The 25,420-nt window shown below is 40.9% G+C and carries 20 protein-coding genes; 17 read left to right on the top strand and 3 right to left on the bottom strand.

Annotated elements, in window-relative coordinates:
• The first annotated feature begins 109 nt into the window (after positions 1-109).
• The 7 genes from QNI22_RS08875 (at position 110) to QNI22_RS08845 (ending at position 6,657) form a co-directional block, all read left to right on the top strand.
• The gene (locus QNI22_RS08875; protein WP_314510294.1) at positions 110-673 is read left to right on the top strand and encodes a hypothetical protein; all 564 of its coding nucleotides are present in this window, start codon (positions 110-112) and stop codon (positions 671-673) included.
• Between the two features lie 319 nt (positions 674-992).
• Positions 993-1,967 carry a transporter gene (locus tag QNI22_RS08870; protein WP_314510293.1) on the top strand — a complete coding sequence of 325 codons (975 nt, stop codon included), beginning with the start codon at positions 993-995 and terminating at the stop codon, positions 1,965-1,967.
• Between the two features lie 33 nt (positions 1,968-2,000).
• Complete coding sequence (locus tag QNI22_RS08865) at positions 2,001-3,560, top strand: vanadium-dependent haloperoxidase (RefSeq protein WP_314510292.1); 1,560 nt, start codon at positions 2,001-2,003, stop codon at positions 3,558-3,560.
• 298 nt (positions 3,561-3,858) lie between these two features.
• Positions 3,859-4,725 carry a helix-turn-helix domain-containing protein gene (locus tag QNI22_RS08860; protein ID WP_314510291.1) on the top strand — a complete coding sequence of 289 codons (867 nt, stop codon included), beginning with the start codon at positions 3,859-3,861 and terminating at the stop codon, positions 4,723-4,725.
• 154 nt (positions 4,726-4,879) lie between these two features.
• Positions 4,880-5,338, top strand: coding sequence for a hypothetical protein (locus QNI22_RS08855; protein ID WP_314510290.1), 459 nt, complete (start codon positions 4,880-4,882; stop codon positions 5,336-5,338).
• Between the two features lie 2 nt (positions 5,339-5,340).
• The gene (locus tag QNI22_RS08850) at positions 5,341-5,673 is read left to right on the top strand and encodes a DUF3817 domain-containing protein (RefSeq protein WP_314510289.1); all 333 of its coding nucleotides are present in this window, start codon (positions 5,341-5,343) and stop codon (positions 5,671-5,673) included.
• Positions 5,674-5,910: 237 nt separating this feature from the next.
• Positions 5,911-6,657 carry a M57 family metalloprotease gene (locus tag QNI22_RS08845; RefSeq protein ID WP_314510288.1) on the top strand — a complete coding sequence of 249 codons (747 nt, stop codon included), beginning with the start codon at positions 5,911-5,913 and terminating at the stop codon, positions 6,655-6,657.
• 269 nt (positions 6,658-6,926) lie between these two features.
• Here the strand turns inward: QNI22_RS08845 and QNI22_RS08840 are convergent, their stop codons facing one another.
• Positions 6,927-7,922 carry an SDR family NAD(P)-dependent oxidoreductase gene (locus QNI22_RS08840; RefSeq protein ID WP_314510287.1) on the bottom strand — a complete coding sequence of 332 codons (996 nt, stop codon included), beginning with the start codon at positions 7,920-7,922 and terminating at the stop codon, positions 6,927-6,929.
• A 102-nt stretch (positions 7,923-8,024) separates the two neighbouring features.
• On the bottom strand, positions 8,025-8,780 hold the full coding sequence (locus tag QNI22_RS08835; protein WP_313993520.1) for an SDR family NAD(P)-dependent oxidoreductase: 756 nt from the start codon (positions 8,778-8,780) through the stop codon (positions 8,025-8,027).
• Positions 8,781-8,884: 104 nt separating this feature from the next.
• Here QNI22_RS08835 and QNI22_RS08830 point away from each other — a divergent pair, with 104 nt between their 5' ends.
• Complete coding sequence (locus QNI22_RS08830; protein WP_314510286.1) at positions 8,885-9,241, top strand: winged helix-turn-helix transcriptional regulator; 357 nt, start codon at positions 8,885-8,887, stop codon at positions 9,239-9,241.
• Positions 9,242-9,476: 235 nt separating this feature from the next.
• On the opposite strand, the gene QNI22_RS08825 is transcribed toward QNI22_RS08830, so the two are convergent.
• Positions 9,477-9,974 carry a hypothetical protein gene (locus QNI22_RS08825; RefSeq protein WP_314510285.1) on the bottom strand — a complete coding sequence of 166 codons (498 nt, stop codon included), beginning with the start codon at positions 9,972-9,974 and terminating at the stop codon, positions 9,477-9,479.
• 1,071 nt (positions 9,975-11,045) lie between these two features.
• Between QNI22_RS08825 and QNI22_RS08820 the strand changes: the two genes are divergently transcribed.
• From QNI22_RS08820 to QNI22_RS08780, 9 genes are all read left to right on the top strand, one after another.
• A complete protein-coding gene (locus QNI22_RS08820) occupies positions 11,046-11,594 on the top strand; it encodes a M15 family metallopeptidase (RefSeq protein WP_313975174.1) in 549 nt (182 codons plus the stop codon).
• A gap of 51 nt (positions 11,595-11,645) precedes the next feature.
• A complete protein-coding gene (locus QNI22_RS08815; protein ID WP_314510284.1) occupies positions 11,646-11,999 on the top strand; it encodes a hypothetical protein in 354 nt (117 codons plus the stop codon).
• 18 nt (positions 12,000-12,017) lie between these two features.
• A complete protein-coding gene (locus tag QNI22_RS08810) occupies positions 12,018-13,559 on the top strand; it encodes an FAD-binding protein (protein WP_314510283.1) in 1,542 nt (513 codons plus the stop codon).
• 1,749 nt (positions 13,560-15,308) lie between these two features.
• Entirely contained in the window at positions 15,309-16,880 is a 1,572-nt protein-coding gene (locus tag QNI22_RS08805) for an alginate export family protein (protein ID WP_314510282.1), read from the top strand.
• Positions 16,881-16,977: 97 nt separating this feature from the next.
• On the top strand, positions 16,978-18,192 hold the full coding sequence (locus QNI22_RS08800) for a CmpA/NrtA family ABC transporter substrate-binding protein (protein ID WP_314510281.1): 1,215 nt from the start codon (positions 16,978-16,980) through the stop codon (positions 18,190-18,192).
• Between the two features lie 100 nt (positions 18,193-18,292).
• The gene (locus QNI22_RS08795) at positions 18,293-19,141 is read left to right on the top strand and encodes an ABC transporter permease (RefSeq protein ID WP_314510280.1); all 849 of its coding nucleotides are present in this window, start codon (positions 18,293-18,295) and stop codon (positions 19,139-19,141) included.
• The gene (locus QNI22_RS08790; RefSeq protein ID WP_314510279.1) at positions 19,128-20,045 is read left to right on the top strand and encodes an ABC transporter ATP-binding protein; all 918 of its coding nucleotides are present in this window, start codon (positions 19,128-19,130) and stop codon (positions 20,043-20,045) included. The genes QNI22_RS08795 and QNI22_RS08790 overlap by 14 nt, the downstream gene beginning before the upstream one ends.
• A gap of 447 nt (positions 20,046-20,492) precedes the next feature.
• A complete protein-coding gene (locus tag QNI22_RS08785; protein WP_314510577.1) occupies positions 20,493-21,785 on the top strand; it encodes a NarK family nitrate/nitrite MFS transporter in 1,293 nt (430 codons plus the stop codon).
• A 145-nt stretch (positions 21,786-21,930) separates the two neighbouring features.
• On the top strand, positions 21,931-25,419 hold the full coding sequence (locus QNI22_RS08780) for a molybdopterin-dependent oxidoreductase (RefSeq protein WP_314510278.1): 3,489 nt from the start codon (positions 21,931-21,933) through the stop codon (positions 25,417-25,419).
• The last annotated feature ends 1 nt before the right edge of the window (position 25,420 follow it).

Here is a 25,420-nt window from a genome sequence, read left to right as displayed (position 1 = left end):
TGCTGAAAAACCTGTGGTTAGTAACCATAGGTTTTTTTATATTGGATTGTTTGTTTTGAATTTTAGTAAGAATTTATTTACCTTTACAGGTGTACCCCTCTTCTAAATCTTGCGTGCCGTCTTTTCCATATCATTGTTAGTGTTGTTGCTCTATCATACTGGCAGAGTAGGAGTTGTATTGTTGTATTTTAACCAGTACTATCCTGCTTCTTCGCCTATTATGAAGGACGACGAATGGGTCATGGTAAAGATGCCACTTTCACTGCCATATACAGCATCATGGCAACATCAGGCTGGACAGGAAGGGTTGATCCGTATGGAAGATCAGTTTTATAATGTAACTGAGCAAGCATATCAGAATGATACATTATATACGGTACTGAAAACTAATATTACAGCTCGTGAACGATTTTTTGCACTGGCTGACGAAATTAAACAGAGCCTGAATAAGGAAACTACAAAAGCAACTAGTCAAAAAAATCCACTTGCCCAGGTAATCCGCCTGCTGAACCAGTGGGGAAAAGCATATTTACCCTTTTCTGTAGGGCATCTATTAAAGGAAAGACCTCTATCGTTGATAACATACTCTCATAAAACACAGTATTTCCTATTTTTTTCGTCTCTTGTACTTCCGGTTCTTACACCCCCTCCGGAGGTCTCTTATAATTCATAAATAGTTTATGTATTCGTACAAATGCACCAGTATGTTGTGCATGCATTAGTGGTAATTCAGAATAATTAATACGCATTCTGAGCTCCATGAATGCAGGTAAACTACTTCTGAGCTTCTTTCTCTGTTAAAGCAGAGAAAGAAGCCTGGTGTGTTGTCTTTCCGGATGTATGCCAGGAAAGTGAATCTGTATGAGACATACAATTACTTATTTCCTTCATGCACTGAAACCACATGACAAAACAGACCTGTTACCAATAGATATCTGTTGGTGATACAGGTGTCTGTATATTGATACTATTTTGATTTGACTCTATTCTTTATGAGAAAAACTTTACTTTCTACAGGTGGCTTATTGGCTGTCCTGCTCTTAACCACACAGTCTATTTTTGCCCAAACGCCCTCGGATGGTCTGATGATGGCCCGCGGAACGTATTGTACAGCCCTTTCTTATTCTAAAACCAGTTGGACTGATTATTGGGAAGGTACACATAAGCGAAGCAATACCAATCTGGGAACAGTGAGTACTCAAACCTACATGATAATGGGGGCACTGGGAATCACAGATCGCCTGAATGTGATTGCTGGCTTGCCTTATATCCAGACCAAAGCCAGCGCCAGTTACCTGACAGGTCAGAAAGGATTTCAGGATGTATCGCTCTGGTTGAAATATCGTCTTGTTCAACAGGATATTTTGTTCGGTACTTTTCGTGCTTTTGTAACAGGAGGCGTTTCTGCTCCTACCAATAACTACAATCCGGATTATCTTCCTTTGAGTCTGGGTCTGCATAGCAAAACTGCTTCTGCAAGACTGGTGATAGATTATCGTTCCAGGCCGGGATTTTATTTGACGGCTGAAGCTGGATATACAGGTCGCAGCAATATTCATGTTGACCGGGATTCTTATCTGTATAATCACGAACTGTATAATACTAATGAAGTAAAGGTTCCGAATATGGCAGATGGAAATGTTCGCCTCGGATTCCGCAACGGACGCTTTCAAACAGATGTATACTTGGAGCGTATGGCTGCTCTGTCAGGTGATGACATCCGGTACAATGATATGCCTTTTCCAACCAATGCAATGAAGGCAACTACAATAGGCTGGTATGGCCGACTCAATATTGAGCAGTTTGGTATTACAGCTGGCCTTAGTAAAGTACTGGATGGCCGGAATGTAGGCCAGAGCACAGGCTTCTCTGTCGGCGTATTGTATGCTGTTCGTGTGTTTGGTCATGGTGGCAAATGTGGAAAGCCTCTGGGAATGGAATCAGCTGTAGAAAACGACACACACTAATTTAGTATTATCCTCTATTTAGAAATGACCCCTATGAAAAAGAATACACATCTCTCTTTTATAAAGACACTGGCAGTTGCATTGCTGTTTTTGGTTAGTAATGCCTGCGACAAATCATTAGACATTTCCGATATCAAGGCTTATTCCGCTTCAACAACAGATCCAAACGGAGGTAACTGGAAAACATTTGTAATTGCTAATGGTGAAGAAGTTGCTGTAGCTGAACCTACAGATGCAAGCTCTGATGCTTACAAAGCAGAATTACAAAGCTTAAAAACCCTTCAGGGAACATTAACAGGTTCTCAGAAAAATACTGTACAATACTGGGGTGGTGGTGCTGTGTTGCGCTGGAACGAAATTGCACGTGAACTCGCTGCTCAATATAATGTTCCTCCTAATTACAACCCGGATGGCACGTATCCTGTACCTGATCCTACCAAACCAACCGAGTTGCCCCGCTTTCCGTTTGCAAATCCTCCCTATACAGCACGGGCATTCGCTCTATTGAGTGTAGCTCAGTATGATGCATTGGTTGCTACCTGGAATTACAAGTTTAAATATAACCGTCAGGCTCCTTCTAAAAATGATTCGTCTATCGAGACATTATTGCCATTGTCTGATCTACCTTCTTATCCTTCAGAAGATGCTGTAATTGCAGCTGCCTCTCGGGAAGTATTGAAAAGGTTATTTCCTGGAGAAGCAGAGAAGATTATACAGAAAGCCGAAGAGCACAAAAATAGCCGTTTATGGGCGGGAACTAATGTACAAAGTGATATTGATGCAGGAGAAGCACTGGGAAAAGCAATTGGTGAAATGGTAATGAGTAAGATCGCTGGTAAAGATGGTATGAGTGGGGCCAATGCTCAGGCTAATTTTCATTTGATGAGAGAAGATGCCACTGCTCGTGGTATTACAGCTCAATGGACTAGTCGGGATATTCCGGCTCGCCCGCCTATGCTACCATTTTATGGTAATGTAAAAACCTGGAATTTTGATGCAGCTACTAAAGTATCTCTTCGTCCGGAAGCACCATATGCATTGAACAGTCCTGAATTTAAGAAAGATCTGGATGAATTGCGCAACATTTCAAAAAACAGAACCCGTGAACAAACCCGTATTGCTGCTTATTGGGCTGATGGTGTAGGTAGTTATACTCCTCCGGGACACTGGAATCGCAAAGCGGCTGCACTTATTTATGAAGGTAAATTCAATGAACTGAGAGCAGCACGTACAATGGCCTTATTAAACACAGCAGTAATGGATGCTGGCGTGTGTTGCTGGGATACAAAATTCTATTATTTGACACAGCGTCCTTCAGAAGTAGATCCTAGTGTGAAGACTTCAACAGGTATTCCTAACTTTCCTAGCTACACATCCGGGCACTCTACCTTTTCAGGTGCTGCTGCTACAGTGTTATCATACATATTCCCTGATAAAGAACAGGAGTTACAGGCAATGGCAACAGAAGCTTCTGTTTCCCGTATTTACGGTGGTATTCACTACCGTATTGATTGTGAAGTAGGATTACGGTGTGGAAAGCGGATTGGTGAATATGCTGTAAATCGTGGTAAAAGTGATGGCTCTGGTTTATAAGCTTTGTTTAATATAGCAAGAGTATTGTTTGGAAATAGCCTGTCGGATAAACTGACAGGCTATTTTTATTATAAGGTCATTGAATTGACTGGAGAACTACAACTGACAGACTTTTAAAGTGATGGAGTATTACATTATTGTTATGAATATACTTTCTACTTAAAAAATTGATGAAAGATTTCTGTTTTAGATTATATTTGATTTTCTGACCTTGTAACTATCTGCTCAGTTTAACGAAGTGGAAAGGCATAGTGATCCTATAAAAACCTATAATTCAGAAACCTTTCTGAATAAATTTATGCAGCCTGAAGAGGAATCAGAGTTGCTCCTGCAACCTGATTTTACAAAATTCTTCATGGTGAAGGTAGAGAGTATGTTTCAACGAATGAAGCTACCTATACCACCTACCAAGGCAGTAGCACATTCATTGCTTTATCTTACCGAAGGTGAAGCTACTATGACTATTGGCAGTGAAACCTATACTATACAGGCTGGTGAATGTTTGATTGTAGCAGCAGGACAGATATTTTCGTTTTCTAATCCGGATGTAAATAAGGGATATCTATGTCACTTTCCGGATGACTTTATTGTGGGCAGATTTAGCCGGAAAGACCTGCTGAAAGATTTTGAGTTTTTGAGAGTATGGGGCAATCCTCGTATACAGCTTGACTCAAAGGTTTCTGACTATGTGCATTTTTTGTGTAAACGTATATTTACAGAGTATATAGGGCATGGATTGAATCGGGTAGATATTCTGCAACCTTACTTTATTGCTCTTCTCTGTGAGTTAAACCGATCCTATCAGCCTGTATTCAGTAGCATACACACAGCAGCACTTTCACTAACACACGAATTCCGTGAATTGCTGTTTGAGCATCTGAAGACAATGCAGTTAGTTACAGATTATGCCTCTCTATTAAATATTTCTCCTAATCATCTGAATAAGGCTGTAAAGCTGATTACAGGCAAGTCTCCTTCCCGCTGGATTGATGAAGCCATTGTACTGGAAGCAAAAGCATTGCTGAGTCAGAGTGATCTATCTGTGAATGAAGTAGCTGCCGAGGTAGGGTTACTGGATGCTTCCTATTTTAGTCGACTCTTTAAGCGATATGCGGGTATGGCTCCGGGGCAGTTTCGTAAAATGATTGAAAAGTCCTCTAATTAGCTTCCTTTGTCCTAACGAAATTTCATACTTCTACAGACCTTTGCGTGCAAATACAAAAAGTCTATGGATACATATGTTGTGTCTGACTTTTATGTTATTGATGCTTCTCCAGCCTGTAGAGCTGGAAATACTATTTCACTAATTATCATTTTACATGTATCCTTTCCTGTTATTCTTTCATTCGGTTTTCCGCTGGCTGGTATTGCTGAGCCTTTTGTATAGTATTTTCCGGACATTTACTGGTTTGCGTTCGGCCAGGCCATTCTCCAGAGTTGATAACGCCACAAGACACTGGACGGCTACCATTGCCCATATTCAGCTTATGGTAGGTTTTACCTTGTATTTTATAAGTCCTTTGGTGCAGGCTTTTCGGGTAGGTGGAGGCATGCATTCTATGGAACTCGCTTTCTTTGGTATGGTACATATAGCCTGTATGCTGGTGGCTGTAGTCGTTATTACGATTGGTTCAGCTTTGTCTAAACGTCGCCAGACAGACAAAGAGAAATTTCAGACTATGCTGTTTTGGTTTCTGGCAGGCCTGTTTATCATTTTTATAGCTATTCCCTGGCCGTTTTCTCCTTTCGCTCATCGACCTTATTTCAGATCTTTCTAATCATGACATCGTTTATTAACTCAAAAATAGGCAGACTGCGGCTGGCTGGTTTGCTGGAAGGTATCTCATTATTGCTTCTGATAGGGATTGCTGTGCCTGCCAAACATATCTATGGCAATCCTGCTCTAGTAAAAGCTATAGGGCCTGTACATGGTATGTTGTTTCTATGGTTTGTGTTAAATACACTCAGTGTAGGGGTGGAGCAGCGTTGGAAGTTTGGCACAACTACCTGGAAAGTGTTGGTAGCATGTTTGATTCCGTTTGGAACATTTTATATTGATTATACTATACTACGTAAAATTGAGGTTACATCAGATATAGAAAATACTCACTAAATATAATCGTGTTTTTATTGGTGAAAAAGCTTTATTTAACTGGGTTATATAAGATTTGAAGTTTTTTTAATTCTTATACAGCTGTTATGTAGATAAATTATTGTTGTTTATTTTGTGGAAAGTAACAAAATAAAAAGAGGTATATTTTGTAATTTACGGAATAGCTCTTTATTTTTATTCTGTTATGGGTATTTCTGATTATCTCATAGTATCACAAACTCTTTAAACTTCGGTCTTATGAAAAACGCATTTTTAGCAGCTCTTTTCGGAGCTGTGCTACTGATTTCCTGTGCCCGGGAAGAAGATAATGTTAAACCCAGTACTTCTTCTGATGACGACCTGATTGGATTTATTAGTACATCCACAGGTGTTGAGAAGAGTAAGATTGTCTATGATGCTACCAAAAAACACTTTGTTTTAAACGGAGATGTTTTGGTAACCCGTCAGGATGCAGAAGATCGTCTGAAAGCTAGTAAAGGTGGTCGTACAGAACATTGGCGATATAACTATCTGGTGAGCAATACATATGTAACTAACATCAAAGTATATATCAATCCAGCTGTACCCAGTGCGTGGCAAACAGCTACCCGCAATGCACTGACACAATGGAATAATATAAATGGGACTAAGCTCTTCTTTTCAGAGGTCACCAGCAGCACTTCTGCCAACATTAGGGTGATAACAGGATATGAGGCAGCTTCCTGGGTAGCCAGAGCTTATCTTCCTACATACAATGGAAGGCCTGGCACTCCAGTAGAAATCAATACCTACTATAATTCATTGCCTAGTGGACAAAAACTTTTTGCTATGGTGCATGAATTAGGACATACTTTTGGTTTGCTTCATACAGATCAAACCAGTGGTGTCTTTATCACAGGCACCCCAACTACAGATCCTAATTCGGTAATGAATTCATATGTATTAAACTGGAATGGATTCACAACAGGAGATGTCTCTGCTGTACAAATCCTGTATCCACAATAGTGAATAGACATATGTTCGGAATATAAACTGTCCTCCTTCAACCAGCTTATTTTTTGTCTTTCGGAAATATCCATAACACTGGCAGTTTATTTCGAACATAAAAGAAAACTCCTTCCCATACAGGAAGGAGTTTTCTTTTATAGGAATCAGCGCTTATCATATTTCAAAACTTTTTTGGAAGTAAACAAAGTGCTGGCGGACGCTTTTTAGACCCTCACAAAAGAAAGAAATATGAGAAAGGATAAGATAGTTAGCTTGATCCAATAAACTCAATTAACGTCAAATGTAATGCCTGTTAGCTTTTCACTTAATGTCCACAATTGTTTTGCGTTGGCTTCGTCTAATGAATAACGTTTTACACCTGCGGATACTTCCTGGTCTGACGCTAACTCAGCAATATCTGCATCCTCACAATATACACCTCCTATGGTATTCAGTAACGGGCTCGTAGCACACCAGATGGTTGTTACTGTACCTTGAGGTATGGTTTTGAGCGAAGCTGCAAATTCAGGTAAAAATTCGCCTTTTTCGTCAAATAAGCCAAGTTGCTGAAATGTTTCCACCGATGCCTCTCTTGCCAGCTCTGTTCCCATAATATTGCCTGGATGCAATGCATAAGCTCGTACATTATGTGTTCTGGCACGATTGTCCAATTCAAGAGAAAACAGATTCAATGCTGTTTTTGATTGTCCATACCCAGCTAACGTTTCATATGTACGGTTTTCAAAATTTGGGTCTTCAAAGTTGAACGGTGCAAACTGGTGTCCCAGAGAAGATACATTCACTACTCTTGCCCCATTGGCTTTTTTCAGTGCACTCCAAAGTCTTGCCGTAAGTTGAAAGGGTGCCAGATAATTTGTTGCTAATTGGGATTCTATGCCTCTGCTATCCCTGCGTAAAGGAACGAACATAATTCCTGCATTGTGGATAAGCAGATGCAATGCCCTGCCTGACGCCAAAAATTTTTCAGCAAAACGATCTATGGAAGTATGGTCCATTAAGTCCATTTCTTCCAGTTCTACATTGGTAATACCTGCCAGATTTTGCTGTGCTTTTTCCAGGCTTCTGGCAGGTACAATTACTGTAGCTCCTGCAGCTGCCAGTGTCTTTGTAGTTTCCAAACCAATACCTGTATAACCGCCTGTTACGATAGCAATTTTGCCTGTCAGATCAATGCCTTTGATGACATCTGTTGAGGTTGAAGTCTTAACAAACCCAGAGCCTAGTGGTGTTTGTAGTGCTCCATTATAATTAGTCTTTTCCACTATCTTTACATTTTATTGTTCGACTTATCAAAACTTGAGAAGAAATGCCTTCTCCTGATTACAAGTAACCAGTGATAAGGCTTTTATGATGGGACTGTCCTGTTACAAGCCATAGATACCACCTGAAACTGAGATTTTTTCGCCTGTAATCCATCCCGAGTCATCGGAAGCCAGAAATACAGCCACTTTCGCGATATCATCTGGTTTACCAGAGCGACCCAGTGGAGTATTGGCAACTAATTTTGTTTCTGCCTCACTACCGATAAACCCTGCACTACGTGATCCTTCGGTTTCTACAACGCCTGGCAAAATAGAGTTGATGCGAATGTTTCGTCCACTAAACTCTTTTGAGAGAGAAATGGTAACTGCATCCAGGGCTGCTTTGGTCGCAGAATAGATTGAACCCGTTGGCAAAGGCATTTTACCAGCTTCTGAACTAATGTTTATAATGTTACCTTTTTTATCGCCAAACAGTTTTACAGCTGCCTGAATGGTAAGTAAAGAACCCAGAACGTTAATATTGAACTGCTGATGAAAAGTCTCTTCTGAGATTTGTTCAATGGGTTCATACAGATAAATGCCTGCATTGTTTACCAGAATATCCAATGTGCCAAACGTATTTTTTGTTTCTTCAAACAATCTGGCTACATCCGCTTCTTTCGATACGTCACCTTGTATGGAAACTGCCGTTCCGCCGTTATCAGTTATGGCTTTTACAACTTTATCTGCACCTTCCTTGCTTGACGCATAGTTTACCACGACTTTTGCACCTTCTGCTGCAAAGTATTCGGCAATAGAGGCTCCTATACCCTTTGACGCACCTGTAACTATAGCTACCTTGTTTTTTAATTTGCTCATGTGTTTAGTATTGAATGATTGAGCTGCAATGTTAGCGCATGCGAATTTATTTTGGTAACTTTGTTACGAAAAGTAACTGTAACCTTGAAGTAACCAAGTAACCTATGATGGAATGTAAAGTACGTGAAGAACAACAACACAAAAAGGAAATGATGGCTGTTCAGGATTCAATGGATGTACTGAATGGGAAATGGAAAATAGCGATTATATCCTCTATTTGCTATTACAACAAAAGGCGGTTTTCTGATATCCTGAATGATGTAGCTGGTATTTCTAATAAAATGTTGAGCAAGGAGTTGAAAGAATTGGAACTCAACGAATTGATTAAGAGGACGGTTTTAGATACACAGCCTGTGACAGTTCAGTATGAACTCACTGAACACGGAAAGTCATTGCAGACTATTATTACTAATCTTACCGAATGGGGGATTGCACACCGGAAGAAAATTACGGGGAAATAGTTCATTGGTTTGAAAGAGTGTACTTTTTAATAAATATCACTTAAACGTTATTCTTCATTCGTAGGTGATTTGATAGGTTTCATCTTTAGACAAAAGTCTTGAAGTTGTTTTGTGTGTCACATATAGTCTTTTATCTCCTCGGATTTCCTAACCTGAATAATTTCATATATTCATGTATAAAAGAAAACTCCTTCCTGTATGGGAAGGAGTTTTTATGAGAAGTAAATCCAATCTTTTATTGTTTTTTGTGACCAGGTTTTGCTTTCTGAGTTGTAATGATGACGCCAGCCTGTTTATCTGTAATATTGTATCGGGTGCGTAGCTGATCCGCTGTAATAACCTCTATGTTTTGGAGCATGTGTTTATTTTTAATATCCAGATCTCCCTCATCATATTTTTTCAGTGCTTTCCCATTGAGGATGTACTGAAACGAACTATCACTACCTGATTGTGCATATAATTTGTCATAAGCGCTGGAATAGTTACGAAACAACTTCACAAACCGGTTTCGTACATAAGCCATTGTTTCAATATACACAACACCATCTTTGGCCTTTGCTCCTGCGCGTTTTATCGCATCATGATTATAATAGACAAAAACATTGATAATATTACCCAGACTAGGCAAACTCAGTGTATCTGGCATCACTTCTGCATTATCCAGGAAGTATACAGGGTTAGGGCCTAACTTAGGGTCTTCTTTCTCAGACTTTTGGGCAAACGAAGTACCCATGCAGAGAGTTGCAAATGTTATATACAGAAGTAGGGAATAGAATCTCATGAATAAACAAAATATGTGATACAGTAATCTGGTCCTATGATTTGATTTGGCAGTAACGGGTCGAATAGGAGGCTCAGAGCCGGTTATTCTGTTAATTTTTCTGAGAATACCTGAAAAATAAACTGTGCAGTAAAGGTAGAGGGTTTGTACAGTAAAAAAATCCCGTGTTTCTGTTATTTCTTACACTTGTATCAGATGAAGAGTATTTCTAATATAAATACTGTAGGTAATAAAAGTTCATCAGTTGATTGAAGAGTTTTAAGAGACCTGTTCTTTTGTGGGCTCTTATTTTTTCTTTGTCCTATTGAAATAATATTCCTATCAACAGCCTACCAAGGTTGTTAACTTAAGAACCACCTTCTATTTTTCTCTTATTTATCTTTTGTCCTTCTGAAAGAAACTTGTGACAAATAGAGCTGTATTTGGTTTCTGAATAAATACACTTCAGTTGGAAAGGTTGCCGATCTTGTTACCCCTGTTCCAACAACAGCCTGTCACGCTTTAGCGTAATAGGTGCTACAAAGGTCTTGAATTATTCTCTATGCGCCTTTGGGGTAAGATGGGGTAGGATAGGGGTAGAATTTGGGGTAAATTTAACTGCCTGATATTGAGGCGGGGTAAGAGGGGTAGGATTTGCTCTATATAATAGTAATTATATAATATAAAAAGAAAGTATATATATAGCCCTACTACCCCATTATTCCTGTTCTCTGGGGAGAGTTTTTGTCAAAAAATGACGCCCCTCTTACCCCGTCTCAGTATCAGGCAGTTAAATTTACCACATACCTGACCCCATCTATACCCGCTTACCCCCTGAAGTTTGAAAGGCTTTCATAAGTGCTACTAGTTGTGTTATACTGATTGATTCTATCTAATGCTTGTATGTTCTCTTAAATAACTTCCTGTAAATGTGTGTATTGTGTTTATTTATTGTTACCTTTCAGCTAGTCAGTCTTTGTGCTAGGTTTGCTAAGAGTAAAGAGAATATTTGTAACACCGTTTTTGATCTAAGCAACAATTTTTATGGCAGCCAGTCTGGATGTGCTCACCCCTGAGTTTAAAGAAAAAGCGCAGGCACTACTTGAGAACTGTAAACTTCGCGGAGTAGTCATGCGTCCCAATGAAACACTGCGCTCTCCTTTTGTGCAGGCAAGATATTGGAGACAGTCCCGAACCATCGAAGAAATCCGAAAGAAAATAAACGAGTTAAAGCAGAAAAATGCCTTGTTTCTGGCACATTGCCTGGAGGTCGTTGGACCTCAGCATGGGGATCATGTAACCAATGCTATTCCAGGTTTGTCGTGGCATCAGTGGGGAGAAGCGATGGATTGCTTCTGGGTAGTGAACAATGAGGCTGTATGGAGTGCCACAGAGGTAGTCAATGGTATCAATGGATATATGATCTATGCTGGCGAAGCCAAAAAGCTGGGACTGGATGCTGGGTATTTCTGGAAAAGTTTTCCGGATATACCGCATGTACAGTTACGTAAGGCATCTAATCCTGCCAAAGTATTTGACTTACTCGCCATTAACGATGCCATGGAGCAGACTTTCGGAAATACCCAGCCTTAGGTTATATATACCTGGGTGGGTATAGTATAGGGATTTTTAATCTAACCAGATATGAAAAAAATCACCACTTACACAGTGCGAATAGCGCTATGTGTACTGCTTTGCTATTCCCTGCAAAGTTGCTATCATTATCGGATAGCCTCTGCTCATTATGATCCTGCTACCACCTACCATCACAAAACGGTGCATTCCTTCTTTTGGGGAGCTGTACAGAAACGCACTAACGGCATTGATGTAGTGGCCACTAATTGTGATAGCCTCAATATTCATAGCCTGGACGAGGTTCGGGTTACTACCAGTTTCGGGTATTCGCTGATTACGGTTGCTTCGCTGGGGATATGGTCTCCGGTGAAGATTGAATGGAAGTGTGCCAAACCCTGTCCCCGCGAAGGAGACGTTCCCTAACTTAACTTATTCCAATCTATGATTATCAGTCGTACAGGTGCCAGGAAATGGGTAAACCGGCATGAAAGCTTTACCCAGAATATAGAGGATCTCTATGATCTGGCTGATGAAAGTACTATGGATATCCTGGCTGATTACAATGATGTAACAGCAGGGATCCAGCAACTGATGAAGCAGTTTATTGCAAATGGCAAACGAACCCGTGTGCTGGGTGGAGAATGGTCATGGACTAAGATCGCGGCCAGTGATGGCATTTTATTGAATACCAAACCGCTGAACCTGACCTTTCGAATCAGCCTCAACAATGTATCACCTGCCTATGCCAAATCACCGGATGACCTCTATTTTGCGCAATGTGGGGTTTCAATACAGGAGTTAAGTACACGCCTCAGACGACGAAAACGGTCACTGAAAACATCTGGAGCCAGTAATGGCCAAACCATTGCTGGAGCCTTATCTACAGGGACACATGGGTCGGCTATTGATATAGGTGGGGTGGCAGACTATGTTGTAGGCCTGCATCTGATTGTAAGCCCTACACGGCATATCTGGCTGGAAAGACGTTCGTATCCGGTTGTGTCAGATGTTTTTGTGGCAAATTTGCATGCTGAGAGAGTACAGGACGATGCCTTATTTAATGCGGCTCTGGTTAGCTTCGGCTGTTTTGGATTTATTCATGGAGTAATGATAGAGACCGTACCCCTCTTTCTGTATGAATCCTATCGGCTCAGCGTACCTCTGGATAATACACTGTATACCTTGATGGAGTCACTCTCTTTTGCCAATTCCTTTTTGCCATACGGGAGTGAACGTCCGTATCATTTTCAGGTACTTGTCAACCAGTATGATCCTAACCACAAAGCCTATGTGACGGTTATGTATAAGCGAGACTATGAGGACAATTATATTCCACCATCCATGGCAGTGCCGGGTATAGGCCCTGGAGATGATGCACCTTCATTTATAGGAACAATCTCTCAGGCATTGCCTGCTGTGGTACCTATTTTGGTGAATGCGGTCATTGGAGGATCTTATAAGCCCTATAGTAAGGTATTTGGCACCCATGCGGAAATGTTTAGCAATACTGACCTACATGGTAAAGTATTAAGTGCTGCCATTGGCATACCTCTTTCTGCTGTGAATCAGGTAAGGGAGCTACTCATTGACCTCAATACTCATTATGGACCTTTTGCCGGAGTTTTGGCTTTCCGTTTTGTGAAAGGTACACAGGCTACACTGGGTTTTACTCATTTTACTACTACCTGTGTAGTAGAGTTGGATAGTGTTATGTCAGATGAGACATATCGGTTTTATAACAAGGTATGGGATGAATTGGAGCGACAGCATATACCACATTCTTTTCATTGGGGAAAAGTGTTGCGTCTGGATCATACACGAATCCGGAATATGTATGGCGAGGAAAAGATTGACAACTGGATACAGGCACGTAATACGCTGATGCAAGACCCGGAAAGTATGCGTTTGTTTACCAATGACGTGATGGTACTGTGGGGATTGGATGAAATCCGGTCAACTACCCCTGTAACTCCAGTTGTGTAATTGGCTGCTACTTTACTTTGAGAGAGCTACTTTACTATGAAGAGTTAAACCCTTATTCATTGTTGATTATTTTATTGTGCGCATAATTAGAGGCATATCAGTTGCTTGAGCGGAATAATATGCAGTTCGACGTCTTGCGGTGAATTTAACGCAAGACATTTAGTGAAAAGTCTGTCCGATTTGCTTGGAAGAAAATAGTTTTGCCTGGAATTCACCGCAAAATTGCCAATGCGTCGAATAAACCGCAGAAAAGTTTTTGCATAGAATAAACCGCAAGAGAGCTCTTTGAGCAGAATTCAATGCAAAAAGTTTCGTACGTATAATTCAAGTCATACTCTTACTATACCTCGAAGCAGGTATATGTAAAAGTCATTTTAAGAGTCAGCAGAGTTGATGGTCTTTTCTTTTTAATGAATGAAGCCATTGTGCTGTTACAGTTGTTGCAAGTTGTTACAGCTGAAAATTACAGTTCAACTGTTTGATAATCAACGATGTTACAGTTTTTACGGTATTTTATACATTGTCAAACTTCCTGGAAGAACACAAAAGCTCTTTTCTCTTATATATTACTATATAATATAGTATAACTATACACGTGAGAGTTTACTGTAACAACTGTAACATGCTTCATTTACAGGTGCTTACAACTGTAACAGAGCTCACTATCAATCCTTTATCATGTAAACTGTTGTCTTAAATCATAAATGACACAGATTATAGGATTTTCATGGATAAAGTGTTTTTTCTGTCATTGTGTGCTTACCAATGACCTGTTTTCCTTCATTTAGGTTAGGGGGTAATATACAACCTAGGAGAGTGCTCTATTCGTGAAATTCGAGTAATCTTTTTAATCTGCGATTCTGAAATTCTTTTCCTGTCCTCCTCAAATCAACTCCTCTTTCTGTCCTTCTGAAAGAATCTCGTGGCAAGACCGGCGACCTTTCCGATTGGAGTGTTTTTCTCTTATAAACCAAAGAAGGCTCTATGGGGCACACGTGTCCCGACAACGGTGAGAGATTCTTTCAGAAGGACCGAGTGGGACAGTGCTGTTTTCAGATGACTGATAAAGGAGAATAGCGATAATTACTTACTGTTATAGGTATGTATGATAGATATATGAAAAGAGCTGTAATAAATACTTATACCAGAAGGATATAGATAAAGTATTTTATGGTATGTCAAGGTTGAAAAATGAACGTTAAAAGTAAGATATACTGTTTTATGTTGATCTCCTACGTTATTTTTAATAGTGTAAAATGGTTGTTAACTAAAGTTGTGGTAATTAATGGGTTAAAAATGAACCTGTTTTTTAAAAATATGAAAATAGTTATATTTAACTATGATTAATCACAATTTAATATTGGATTAAGTCTTTATACTTATTTTTTATGTGTTTTTTGTTAAAAAAACAGTGTTAAAATTTTGTGTTATATATGAAATGCCGTATTTTTAATCGCAGATAGTAGGTAGTATTACTTAGTATACTTTAGCCCCTTTGAAATCGACAACATAAGCTAGAGCCGCAGCTGAAAGTTGTCAAAAGTAACTCTCCTGGAGAGGAAGATTTTCTGTGTCTTTGTAAAATAGTATTGGACTCATTTTTCCATATAGAAAAATGGTAACGGCTATGTTTTGTCTATCAGGTGGCGGCCTGACAGGTAAAAAATAAAAAAGCCTTGCAGGGATGGCGGTCTCTACAAGGCAAACGATAGTTTTAAAATTAGTTCTAACTTAAAACCACACAAAGGTATGTCAAAAAAGTTACATTTTCAAGGCTTGATTGCCCTTTTTGTAACGTTCTGCTCACTCAGTCAGGCTTCGGCGCAGTTTACACTTTCAGGGCAATTACGTACTCGCACTGAGTTACGGGATGGGTTAGGTACTCTGAATCTGAAAGGTGCAAAACCTGCATTTTTTACCTCTCAACGTGCTCGTCTGGCATTTGGCTATAGATGGGATCGGCTGCTGTTTAATTTTTCTGTACAGGATGTACGGGTATGGGGACAGGATGCCTCTTCTATTAGTAATGCGGATGGGAGCCGCTTTATGGTTCATGAAGCCTGGGGAGAAGTAACACTGGCTAATAGTGCTGATACCACCATTAAATTTAAACTGGTAGAAAATCTCTCTTTTAAAATTGGCCGTCAGACGCTTATCTATGATGATGTGCGGTTGCTGGGTGACCTGGACTGGTTGCAGCAGGCTCGTCGCCATGATGCTGCCTTACTCAAAGCGCAACACAAAGGCTGGCAGGTTGATCTGGGGGCTGGTTTTAATCAGAATACCGATGCTTTTGGCGTTACGGGGACAAACTATGTAGCGGCCAATGTACCTGCTTACACTACAGATACCAAAGGAAATCTTGTCGCTGTGCCTGGTGGCTTTATCCCTACTAATGGAAAAGGAGGGAGCCTGCGTCTGGCTAACAATCCTAGTACCAATGGCATGAATCAGATGTACAAGTCCATGCAGTTTCTGTATGTGAGCCGTAAGTTTGGTCAGACAAAAGTTTCCGGACTCCTCTTCAAAGATGATTTTAGTAAATATCGCAGTGATTCTATTCGTAATATTTCCGGAGCTGATACAGGCTATGTATATGGACGCCGGTATGATCAGGCAGGTGTAAACAGCCGTATCACCTATGGACTGATGATTAATAAGACTATTGGCAATGCTTCTGGCTTTAAAACCAATATAACAGCGGCTGCCTACTGGCAAAGTGGAAAGAATAAAGATGGCAGAAATCTGAAAGCCAGTCACTATACAGTAGCGCTGACATTCCAGAGAGGTAAATTCAGCTTTGGCCCTGGTTGGGATTATCTGTCCGGCAATGAAGCTGTTGGAGGAGGTACAGGTGCTGTTTCTATATCTACTACTGACAATCGTTTTGATCCGCTGTATGGTACACCACACAAGTTCTGGGGATATATGGATTATTTCTATGTAGGAACAGGTTCTGCAGTTGGTGGCCTGAATAACATCTACTTCAAAACAAAGTATACTGCTAAAGATTTCTTTATCGCATTAGACTACCATCATTTTTCGCTGGCTAAGTCCCAATACCTGAAAGGAACAGATGGCAAAGCCAGCACCCGATTTGATAATGGTATGGGAAGCGAAGTGGATCTGATTGTAAACTATAACCTCAGTAAGTTTACCAATCTGGAGCTGGGGTATTGCTTTATGAAAGCAACTAATACACTGGAGTATGCCAAACTGGGATCTGTAGATAAAGCTGACAAAAGTCCGCAGTGGGCCTATCTGATGATCAATATCCGTCCGGATTTCTTCTTTGCCAAACCTGTTGCCATTAAGCAATAAGTTATTCTTTCATTACATACTGAGTAGTGCCTAAGGGTAGATTCTACCTTCTGGCCACTCTATTGCCTGAACTTTTCAACCTTAACTGAATCTGATCATGAAAAAAATAAAGACAGTTGTCCAAACAGTAGTATTTGCTCTGGTAGTATTGATGCTTTCTTCTGCCGCAGGTCCAAATGCGCCTAAAAAGGTAATCAAGCTGGGTTTTATACCGCTTACCGATTGTGCTCCATTGGTAGTTGCCAAAGAAATGGGATTTTTTCAGAAATATGGAGTAGAAGTACAGTTAAGCAAAGAGGCTTCCTGGGCCAATGTGCGTGACAAAATCCTAAATGGTGAATTACAAGGTGCACACTGCCTGTTTAGTATGCCATTTTCAGTTTATACAGGCGTAGGAGGAAAGCCGGGTGCTGAAATGAAAATCGCTATGGTGTTGAATAACAATGGTCAGGGTATTACACTCTCCAAAGAGTTTTGCGGACTAGCTGGGTTTAAAGAATACAAGAAAGTAGCCCCGGCAGTAAAAGCTGTTCAGGCCAAAAAAGAAGTGACTTTTGCTATGACGTTCCCGGGTGGCACACATGATATCTGGCTTCGTAACTGGCTTGCTGCCTGTGGAGTTAATCAGAAATCTGTTGGAATTATCACTATTCCTCCACCACAAATGGTTTCCAATATGAAGGTCGATAATATGGAAGGTTTTTGTGTAGGTGAGCCCTGGAATGGAGTAGCTGCTACTCAGAATATCGGATTTACCCATGTTGCCAGTCAGGATATCTGGAAGCATCATCCTGAAAAGGCATTGGTGGTAAACAAAGAATTTGCAGAAGCCAGCAAAGAAGATCTGAAAAACGTAATGAAAGCAATTCTGGAAGCCTGTAAATGGCTGGACAATATGAGTAACCGCAAAAAAGCTGCCGGATGGTTGACCAAACCCAATTATGTCAATGCACCTCTGGCTGTCATTGAAGCCCGTTTGCTGGGATCTAACGATCTGGGATGTGATCTGGGTGTGCAAAAGTACAAAGATGACTGCATGACCTTTTTTAACAATGGTTTTGTGAATGCTCCCCGTAAATCGCACGGCATCTGGTTTATGGCACAGTATGTACGTTTTGGTTACTTGAAGTCTGACCCTGAATATAAGGCTATTGCCGAAAAGCTGGTACTGGATGATCTGTATAATGAAGTAGCAAAGAGCATGAACGTAGTATTGCCTAATGATGACATGAAGCCATTTAGGATCACCATCGATCCTACACCTTTTGATCCCAATAATCCGGAACAGTATGTGTCGCTGGCTAAAAAATAGGTAGCCTGATCCTTTATTCAACTCAATATACGTACCAAAAAACTTACTATTCTCCCGGTAAGCCCTCCTCATTCAGGGGAGGCAGGAGGGAGACTGTTGTATGACCAAATTATTCTCTTTACGCATCTGGATGCCTGTGCTCTATTTTGTAGGAAGTATATTGTTGCTGCTGGGAATATGGACATTGATAGCCTGGTGTAACCGCAATCCCGAAGCAACCGATCTGGTGGAGAGGTATCCATTACCCACTCCATTGATGACGCTGGATGTATTGAGTGAAATTTTTGCTAATCCTTTTCAGAATGATCCGGATGTAAAAGGTATTGGAACAAAGCTGATTGGTTCGCTGATGCGGGTAGGGATTGGCTTCGGATTAGGTAGTTTAATCGCTATTCCATTGGGATTATTATTAGGTTCCAGCAAGTTTATGATGAGCCTGATCAATCCTATTGTACAGATTCTGCGTCCTGTATCTCCTCTGGCATGGTATCCATTGGGACTAGCAGTATTTTCTGCTGCCGGAGGTGGCGACGGACTGATGAATCCTTCCTCAAAGGCTGCCATTTTTATGATTTTCATCTGCTCTTTGTGGCCTACTCTTATCAATACTGCCTTTGGAGTAGCTTCTATCCCTCAGGATCACAAGAATGTAGGTAAGGCGTTTGGCTTTTCTGTCTGGAAATATATTACCCGCATTTTGCTGCCTTATAGTCTGCCACATATTGTAACAGGATTAAAACTAAGTATTGGAGTAGCCTGGATGGTCATTGTGGCAGGGGAAATGCTCTCTGGTGGAGATGGACTAGGGTTCTTTGTCTGGGAAGAGGGCTTTAATGCAGGCAAGACAACACATATTATTGTGGCTATCCTGATCATCGGTATTGTAGGATTCATACTGGATAAATTTTTCTCTTCACTTCAAAAGGCTTTCTCTTATGATGCAAAATAACTATGCAACCCCTCAAGCCGGTTCTTCTATGGATAACTCAGACAAACAGGTATTAGCAAAGATGGTTGATTCTGCCAGCGCCTTTCATAAAGTGGTGGCACAACCACAAACCAGTGTCTCCATTAAAGATGTCACTGTATCATTCAAAACACCCAAAGGAATCTATACAGCTGTTAAAAGTATAGACCTGGATATCCGGAAAGGAGAGATTGTGGCTCTGATCGGGCATTCAGGCTGTGGTAAGTCTACCCTGATGAATACGATCAGTGGTATGGTAAAACCAAGCAGTGGAGAAGTAATTGCCAATGGCAAACGGGTAACAGGACCCGGGCCTGACAGAGGCATTGTTTTTCAGAACTATTCCTTGTTGCCCTGGCTATCTGTATACCGGAATATCTATGAAGCAGTTGACTCGGTAATGAAAGATATGTCCAGTGCCGAAAAGAAGGACCATGTAGAGCAAAATCTGAAGATGGTGCACCTCTATGAGCATAAAGACAAGTTGCCAGGTCAGCTTTCAGGTGGTATGAAACAACGAGTGGCTATTGCACGGGCATTTGCCATAAATCCGAGTATTCTGTTGCTGGATGAGCCTTTTGGTGCGTTGGATGCACTGACCAAAAGCAATATGCATGTAGAACTATTGAAATTATGGAATCTGGATAATCGCAACAAGACTATTATTATGGTAACACATGATATTGAGGAAGCGATATTCCTGGCAGATCGTGTAGTAGTGATGAACAATGGACCTGCAGCTACTATCAAAGAAATTGTCGATGTGCCTCTGGAGCGTCCCCGAAATAAGAAAGAAATTGTGCATGATCCTCTCTATATGGAGATACATGACAAGCTGCTAAGCTTATTGCTGGATAAGTTTTCGATTGAGGATGAGGTGGAATAAGGCTATCATGCCAATCTACTGCTCATATCCTCTTAAAATAATAAGTGAAAAATCTCTTTGTGTGGCCTCTTTCATTTGTTTCAGACACTGAAATGCCAGCAGAGAGATTTGCTTTTTTAGGCATATAATATTCTAATCAAATACAGGTTGATAGTGTTTTATTTTGATAAATATAATAAAACTGATTTTCGATTGTGTGTTTTAAATAAAGTGCAAAATTTTAGTTAAAAATACTCAATAAAATTTTGTGCAAATAAAGTATGTTTTTAAATTTGGTTAGGTTAAAAAATAAAGCCTTTGTTTGAGAAAATGTGATTTTTTGGTCTAATGCTGTTTGTTTTTGCTATGTATTTTTTAAAAAAGTAGCTATATTTTGAAAATATAGGTTTAAATATAGAGTCGTTTTTGGGTAGTGTAAAATACTTAATAAGCTAAAACAAAACTATGATGAATTTAAGTAATAAACCTCTGGAGAAACTAAATGTCCTCAGCTTTAAAGGTGTACAAATGCGTACCTTCCACATTACATGGCTTACATTTTTTGCCTGTTTTTTCGGATGGTTTGGATTGGCGCCATTGATGCCCACTATTCGCGAAGATTTAGGTTTAACCAAAGCACAAGTTGGAAACACCGTAATTGCCGCTGTTTCTGCTACTATTTTTGCCCGGCTTCTTATCGGACGTTTGTGTGATATCTGGGGCCCCCGAAAAACCTATACAGCTTTACTGGTGATAGGATCCATTCCGGTCATGCTGGTTGGACTTGCCAATGACTATACTTCCTTTCTGTTGTTTCGGTTAGCCATTGGCATCATCGGAGCCTCGTTTGTTATTACTCAGTACCATACAACCACCATGTTTGCTCCTAAAATAAAAGGAACTGCCAATGCTGTTGCTGGTGGATGGGGCAATCTGGGTGGTGGTGTGACGTTGATGGTAATGCCGTTGATTTTTGCTGCCATTGTAGGAGCTGGCTATACCAAACATGATGCCTGGCGATATGCTATGATTGTTCCGGGAATGATGTTGCTGGTTATGGCAGTAATTTATTATTTCTTTACACAGGATACTCCTGCCGGAAATTTTTCAGAAATCAACCGCAAACGGGAAAGTAAGAAGTTCTCATGGGCAGTGTTGGCTGACTGGCGGGTATGGGCACTGGCTTTTGCGTATGCTGTTTGCTTTGGTATGGAAATTACGTTTGATGGAGTTGCCACACTGCATTTTGTCGATTCATTTAAGCTGGATCAGTCCTCTGCCGGTTTCTGGGCTGGTGTATTTGGTGGCATGAACCTGTTTGCCAGAGCTGTAGGAGGTATCATTGCTGATAAAGTAGGAAATAAATATGGTATGAAAGGCAAAGGTTGGTTATTGGGGATTGTGCTGGCTCTGGAAGGTTTGGGACTGGTATTATTTTCACAAGCCAATACACTAGGCTTCGCTATTGTAGCCATGCTGACATTTGCTATGTTTCTGAAAATGGCTAACGGAACCACCTATGCGATTGTCCCTTTTATTAATCAAAAGCATGTAGGTACTGTAGCCGGAATAGTAGGAGCAGGAGGAAATGTAGGAGGGATGTTATTTGGTTTCCTGTTCAAGGCTGAATCCATTACCTATGCTCAGGCATTTATGTATATAGGCGCCATTGTAACCGTAGTTGCATTAATTGTTTTTCTTACCCGTTTTGATAAAGTAGCTCAGCCCGAAACTGCCGCACAAACGGCTGGTGCTATATGATGATATGATGCCAACGCTATAACTCTATATATAGCCATTCATGAAGCTGTTTTGTGAGAGTAAGTCTTGCCTCCCAAAGGTTTGACTTACTTCTCTCGCAGGTCTTTCTGACTTTATAGATTCTACGAGCAAAAACCCTATATACATGGAATACAAATCAACGTGCTGTTATTGTGGTACAGGATGTGGTGTTATTGTCCGCAAAGACAAAATGGGCAAGCTAACTGTAGAGGGAGATCCTGACCATCCGGTAAACCGTGGGATGTTATGTTCCAAAGGGATGAATCTGCATTATACCGTAATGGATAAGTCAGACAGACTGTTCTATCCGGAAATGCGGTTTAACAAAAATATGCCACGTCAACGGGTAAGCTGGGACGATGCTATGGAACGTACCGCCGCGGTATTTCGTACGTTGATTGACAAATATGGACCTGATTCTGTTGCCTTTTATGCTTCCGGACAATGTCTTACTGAAGAATATTATGTAATCAATAAGCTGATCAAAGGCTTTATTGGCAGCAATAATATTGATACAAACTCCCGTTTGTGTATGAGTTCTGCTGTGGTGGGTTATAAAATGTCATTGGGTGAAGATAGCGTTCCGGTTTGCTATGATGATATTGAGTTATCAGATTGTATTTATGTAACAGGAGCTAACCCTGCCTGGTGTCACCCGATTATCTGGCGTAGGGTAGAAGCCCATAAAGCAGCTAATCCACATGTAAAGATTATTGTTGCTGACCCTCGTCGTACTCAAACATGTGCCATTGCGGATGTACATCTGCAAATCAATCCGGGCACAGATGTGATTCTGAATCATGCCCTAGGACGACTACTAATCGAACAGGGAGATATTAACGCTGATTTTGTGAAAAACCATACCGAAGGCTATGAGGTGTATCGGGAGTCTGTGATGCGTCGCAGTATTCAAGAAGCCGCAGAATTATGTGGAATAGAAGAAGAAGAGCTTCGTAAAGCAGCAGCCCATATAGGAGATGCCAAAGGCTTTCTGACAATGTGGACAATGGGGCTGAATCAGAGTGTAATTGGCGTGAATAAAAACCTAAGTCTGATCAACCTTAACCTGATAACCGGACATATTGGAAAACCCGGTTCCGGACCTTTTTCACTGACTGGTCAACCCAATGCGATGGGAGGCCGAGAAGTAGGGGGATTATCAAATTTGTTGCCTGCTCACCGGGATTTACTAAATCCCGTTCATCGGGAAGAAGTACAAAAGTTCTGGGGTGGGACACAGATCTCTCCCAAACCTGGCCTAACAGCTACTGAAATGTTTTCGGCTCTTAACGAAGGCAAGTTAAAAGCTGTCTGGATTATATGCACCAATCCATTGATTAGTTTACCCGATGTACGAATAGCAGAAGAAGCACTTAAAAAGGCAAAATTTGTAGTAGTACAGGACATTTCCAACAGAGTTGAAACACTCAAATATGCTGATGTGGTGTTTCCTGCTGCTGCATGGACAGAAAAAGAGGGAACAATGACCAATGCAGAACGTCGTATTTCCTATCTGCATAAACTAACAGAAGCCCCGGGAGAAGCACTGCCTGACGCTGAAATTATCTGTCGTTTTGCCCGCAAAATGGGCTACAAAGGATTTGACTATAAAAATGCAGAGGAAATCTATCTGGAGCATTGTGCCCTTACCAAAGGTACACACATCGATATTCATGGGCTAAATTACACTATTCTGAAAGAAAAAACGGTTCAGTGGCCGTTGACTTCTGTGAATGAGACAAAAGGAAAAGGACTATTTACGGATAAAAAATTTTATACAGCTACCCAAAAGGCTGTCATTCATACAGTTCCCGATGAGAATCAATCAGAACTCCCGGATGCTGATTTTCCTCTGATACTTACCACAGGAAGAATCCGCGATCAATGGCATACCCGTAGTAAAACAGGTAAGGTAAATAAGTTGAATCAGCACATTGCAGAAGCATTTCTCGAAATTCATCCGGACGATGCAGTTCTGAGAGGGATCGAAGATGGAAATCTGGTGGATGTGACTACCCGAAGGGGGCAGGTACGTGTACAAGCTAAGTTTTCTGAAGATATTAAGCGAGGTGTTGTATTTCTACCCATGCATTGGGGAAAAGTCCTGAATAGTGATCTGAATCGAGCCAATAATCTCACAAACAATCTGGTTGATCCGAAATCCAAAGAGCCTGACTTTAAATTTTGTGCCGTTCAAGTAGAGAAATACCAGAAAATCAGACAGAAGATTATCATAGTCGGCGCAGGAGCCGGTTCCTTTGGATTTGTGAAATCATATAGGGCCTTGAATACTGAAGATGAGATCACGATTTTTAGTAAAGAAAATTTCCCGTTTTATAACCGGGTAATGCTTCCGGATTATATCAGTGGACACCAGAAATGGGAACAACTGGTAAAGATGAAAGATGAGGAAGAAGATGATCTTCGTATCCGGCTGCATCGGGGTGTAAGCATTGAACAAATTGACAGGGCTAGTAAAAGAGTATTGGATAGTAATGGAAACTGGCATTCCTATGATCTGTTGATTCTGGCAACAGGTAGCAGAGCTGCTACGTTACGGGATGTACCTCCATTGAAAGGTATTTTTACCATGCGAAGCCGATGCGATGCCGATAGCTTTAAGAAGCATCTTCAACCTGGTTCACATGTAGTAATAGTAGGAGGTGGGCTGCTAGGAATTGAACTGGCTGCTTCTTTGCGGGAGATCAATTTCTCTGTAACTGTTGTGCACCGTGTCTCCAGGTTAATGGGAAAACAACTGGATGCCTTGGGAAGTCATTTATTGCACGAAGAACTGGTAGATAAAGGAATTGATGTCTACTACAACGATGAGATTCAGGCATTTTTGGGACGGGATACCATCGAAGGATTACGGATGAAAAGTGGTCGCGTTATTCAGTGCCAAGCGTTAGTAGCTGCAATTGGAACTTCTCCAAATATTGAGATAGCCAAAGCTGCAGAGCTTCATTGTAAACGAGGGGTAGTCGTAAACGAATACATGCAAACTTCTGATCCTTCTGTATATGCCATTGGCGAGATAGCTGAATTTCAAGGGAATTTATATGGTGTTACCTCAGCCGCTGAACAACAGGCAGAGGTGGTAGCCCGCTATCTGAATGGAGATATTGCCTCCTACTATGAAGGATCATTGTTGATGAATATTCTGAAAATGCAGGGTACAGACCTCTGTTCCCTGGGTATGGCAGAAGCTCCTGCAGATAATCCGGAATACGAAGAAGTAGTGTTTATTGATAAGGCCAAACGGTATTATAAAAAATGCATCATTCACAATGATCGGCTGGTAGGTGCTATTCTGATTGGAGATAAAACAGAATTTCTGGAGTTCAGGGACCTAATTCAGAAAAAGATGGAGCTATCCGAAAAGAGACTGGAACTATTACGCTCAGGGAAAAAGGCAGAGCCTATGCAGGGAAAGCTCGTTTGTTCCTGTGGTGGAGTAGGAGAGGGAAATATTCAGAATAAGATTCGGGAAGGGTGTAGAGAGCTCAAGCAGTTGTGTCAGGCTTCCGGAGCTGGGCTTGGTTGTGGTTCCTGCCGCCCTGAAGTACAGGTTATTCTGGAAAAACACCTGCAGGTTGCTGCAGAAGTGTAAA

Source organism: Xanthocytophaga agilis, assembly GCF_030068605.1.
Lineage (GTDB): Bacteria > Bacteroidota > Bacteroidia > Cytophagales > 172606-1 > Xanthocytophaga > Xanthocytophaga agilis.
This window is presented reverse-complemented; position numbering and strand designations above follow the sequence as displayed.

Coding starts and splice junctions, on each gene's coding strand:
- QNI22_RS08815 (WP_314510284.1), top strand. CDS start 11,646: ATGAAAAAAATCACCACTTACACAGTGCGAATAGCGCTATGTGTACTG.
- QNI22_RS08785 (WP_314510577.1), top strand. CDS start 20,493: ATGAATTTAAGTAATAAACCTCTGGAGAAACTAAATGTCCTCAGCTTT.
- QNI22_RS08825 (WP_314510285.1), bottom strand. CDS start 9,974: ATGGGTACTTCGTTTGCCCAAAAGTCTGAGAAAGAAGACCCTAAGTTA.
- QNI22_RS08810 (WP_314510283.1), top strand. CDS start 12,018: ATGATTATCAGTCGTACAGGTGCCAGGAAATGGGTAAACCGGCATGAA.
- QNI22_RS08845 (WP_314510288.1), top strand. CDS start 5,911: ATGAAAAACGCATTTTTAGCAGCTCTTTTCGGAGCTGTGCTACTGATT.
- QNI22_RS08780 (WP_314510278.1), top strand. CDS start 21,931: ATGGAATACAAATCAACGTGCTGTTATTGTGGTACAGGATGTGGTGTT.
- QNI22_RS08830 (WP_314510286.1), top strand. CDS start 8,885: ATGATGGAATGTAAAGTACGTGAAGAACAACAACACAAAAAGGAAATG.
- QNI22_RS08835 (WP_313993520.1), bottom strand. CDS start 8,780: ATGAGCAAATTAAAAAACAAGGTAGCTATAGTTACAGGTGCGTCAAAG.
- QNI22_RS08820 (WP_313975174.1), top strand. CDS start 11,046: ATGGCAGCCAGTCTGGATGTGCTCACCCCTGAGTTTAAAGAAAAAGCG.
- QNI22_RS08855 (WP_314510290.1), top strand. CDS start 4,880: ATGTATCCTTTCCTGTTATTCTTTCATTCGGTTTTCCGCTGGCTGGTA.
- QNI22_RS08805 (WP_314510282.1), top strand. CDS start 15,309: ATGTCAAAAAAGTTACATTTTCAAGGCTTGATTGCCCTTTTTGTAACG.
- QNI22_RS08865 (WP_314510292.1), top strand. CDS start 2,001: ATGAAAAAGAATACACATCTCTCTTTTATAAAGACACTGGCAGTTGCA.
- QNI22_RS08850 (WP_314510289.1), top strand. CDS start 5,341: ATGACATCGTTTATTAACTCAAAAATAGGCAGACTGCGGCTGGCTGGT.
- QNI22_RS08870 (WP_314510293.1), top strand. CDS start 993: ATGAGAAAAACTTTACTTTCTACAGGTGGCTTATTGGCTGTCCTGCTC.
- QNI22_RS08790 (WP_314510279.1), top strand. CDS start 19,128: ATGATGCAAAATAACTATGCAACCCCTCAAGCCGGTTCTTCTATGGAT.
- QNI22_RS08800 (WP_314510281.1), top strand. CDS start 16,978: ATGAAAAAAATAAAGACAGTTGTCCAAACAGTAGTATTTGCTCTGGTA.
- QNI22_RS08860 (WP_314510291.1), top strand. CDS start 3,859: ATGCAGCCTGAAGAGGAATCAGAGTTGCTCCTGCAACCTGATTTTACA.
- QNI22_RS08795 (WP_314510280.1), top strand. CDS start 18,293: ATGACCAAATTATTCTCTTTACGCATCTGGATGCCTGTGCTCTATTTT.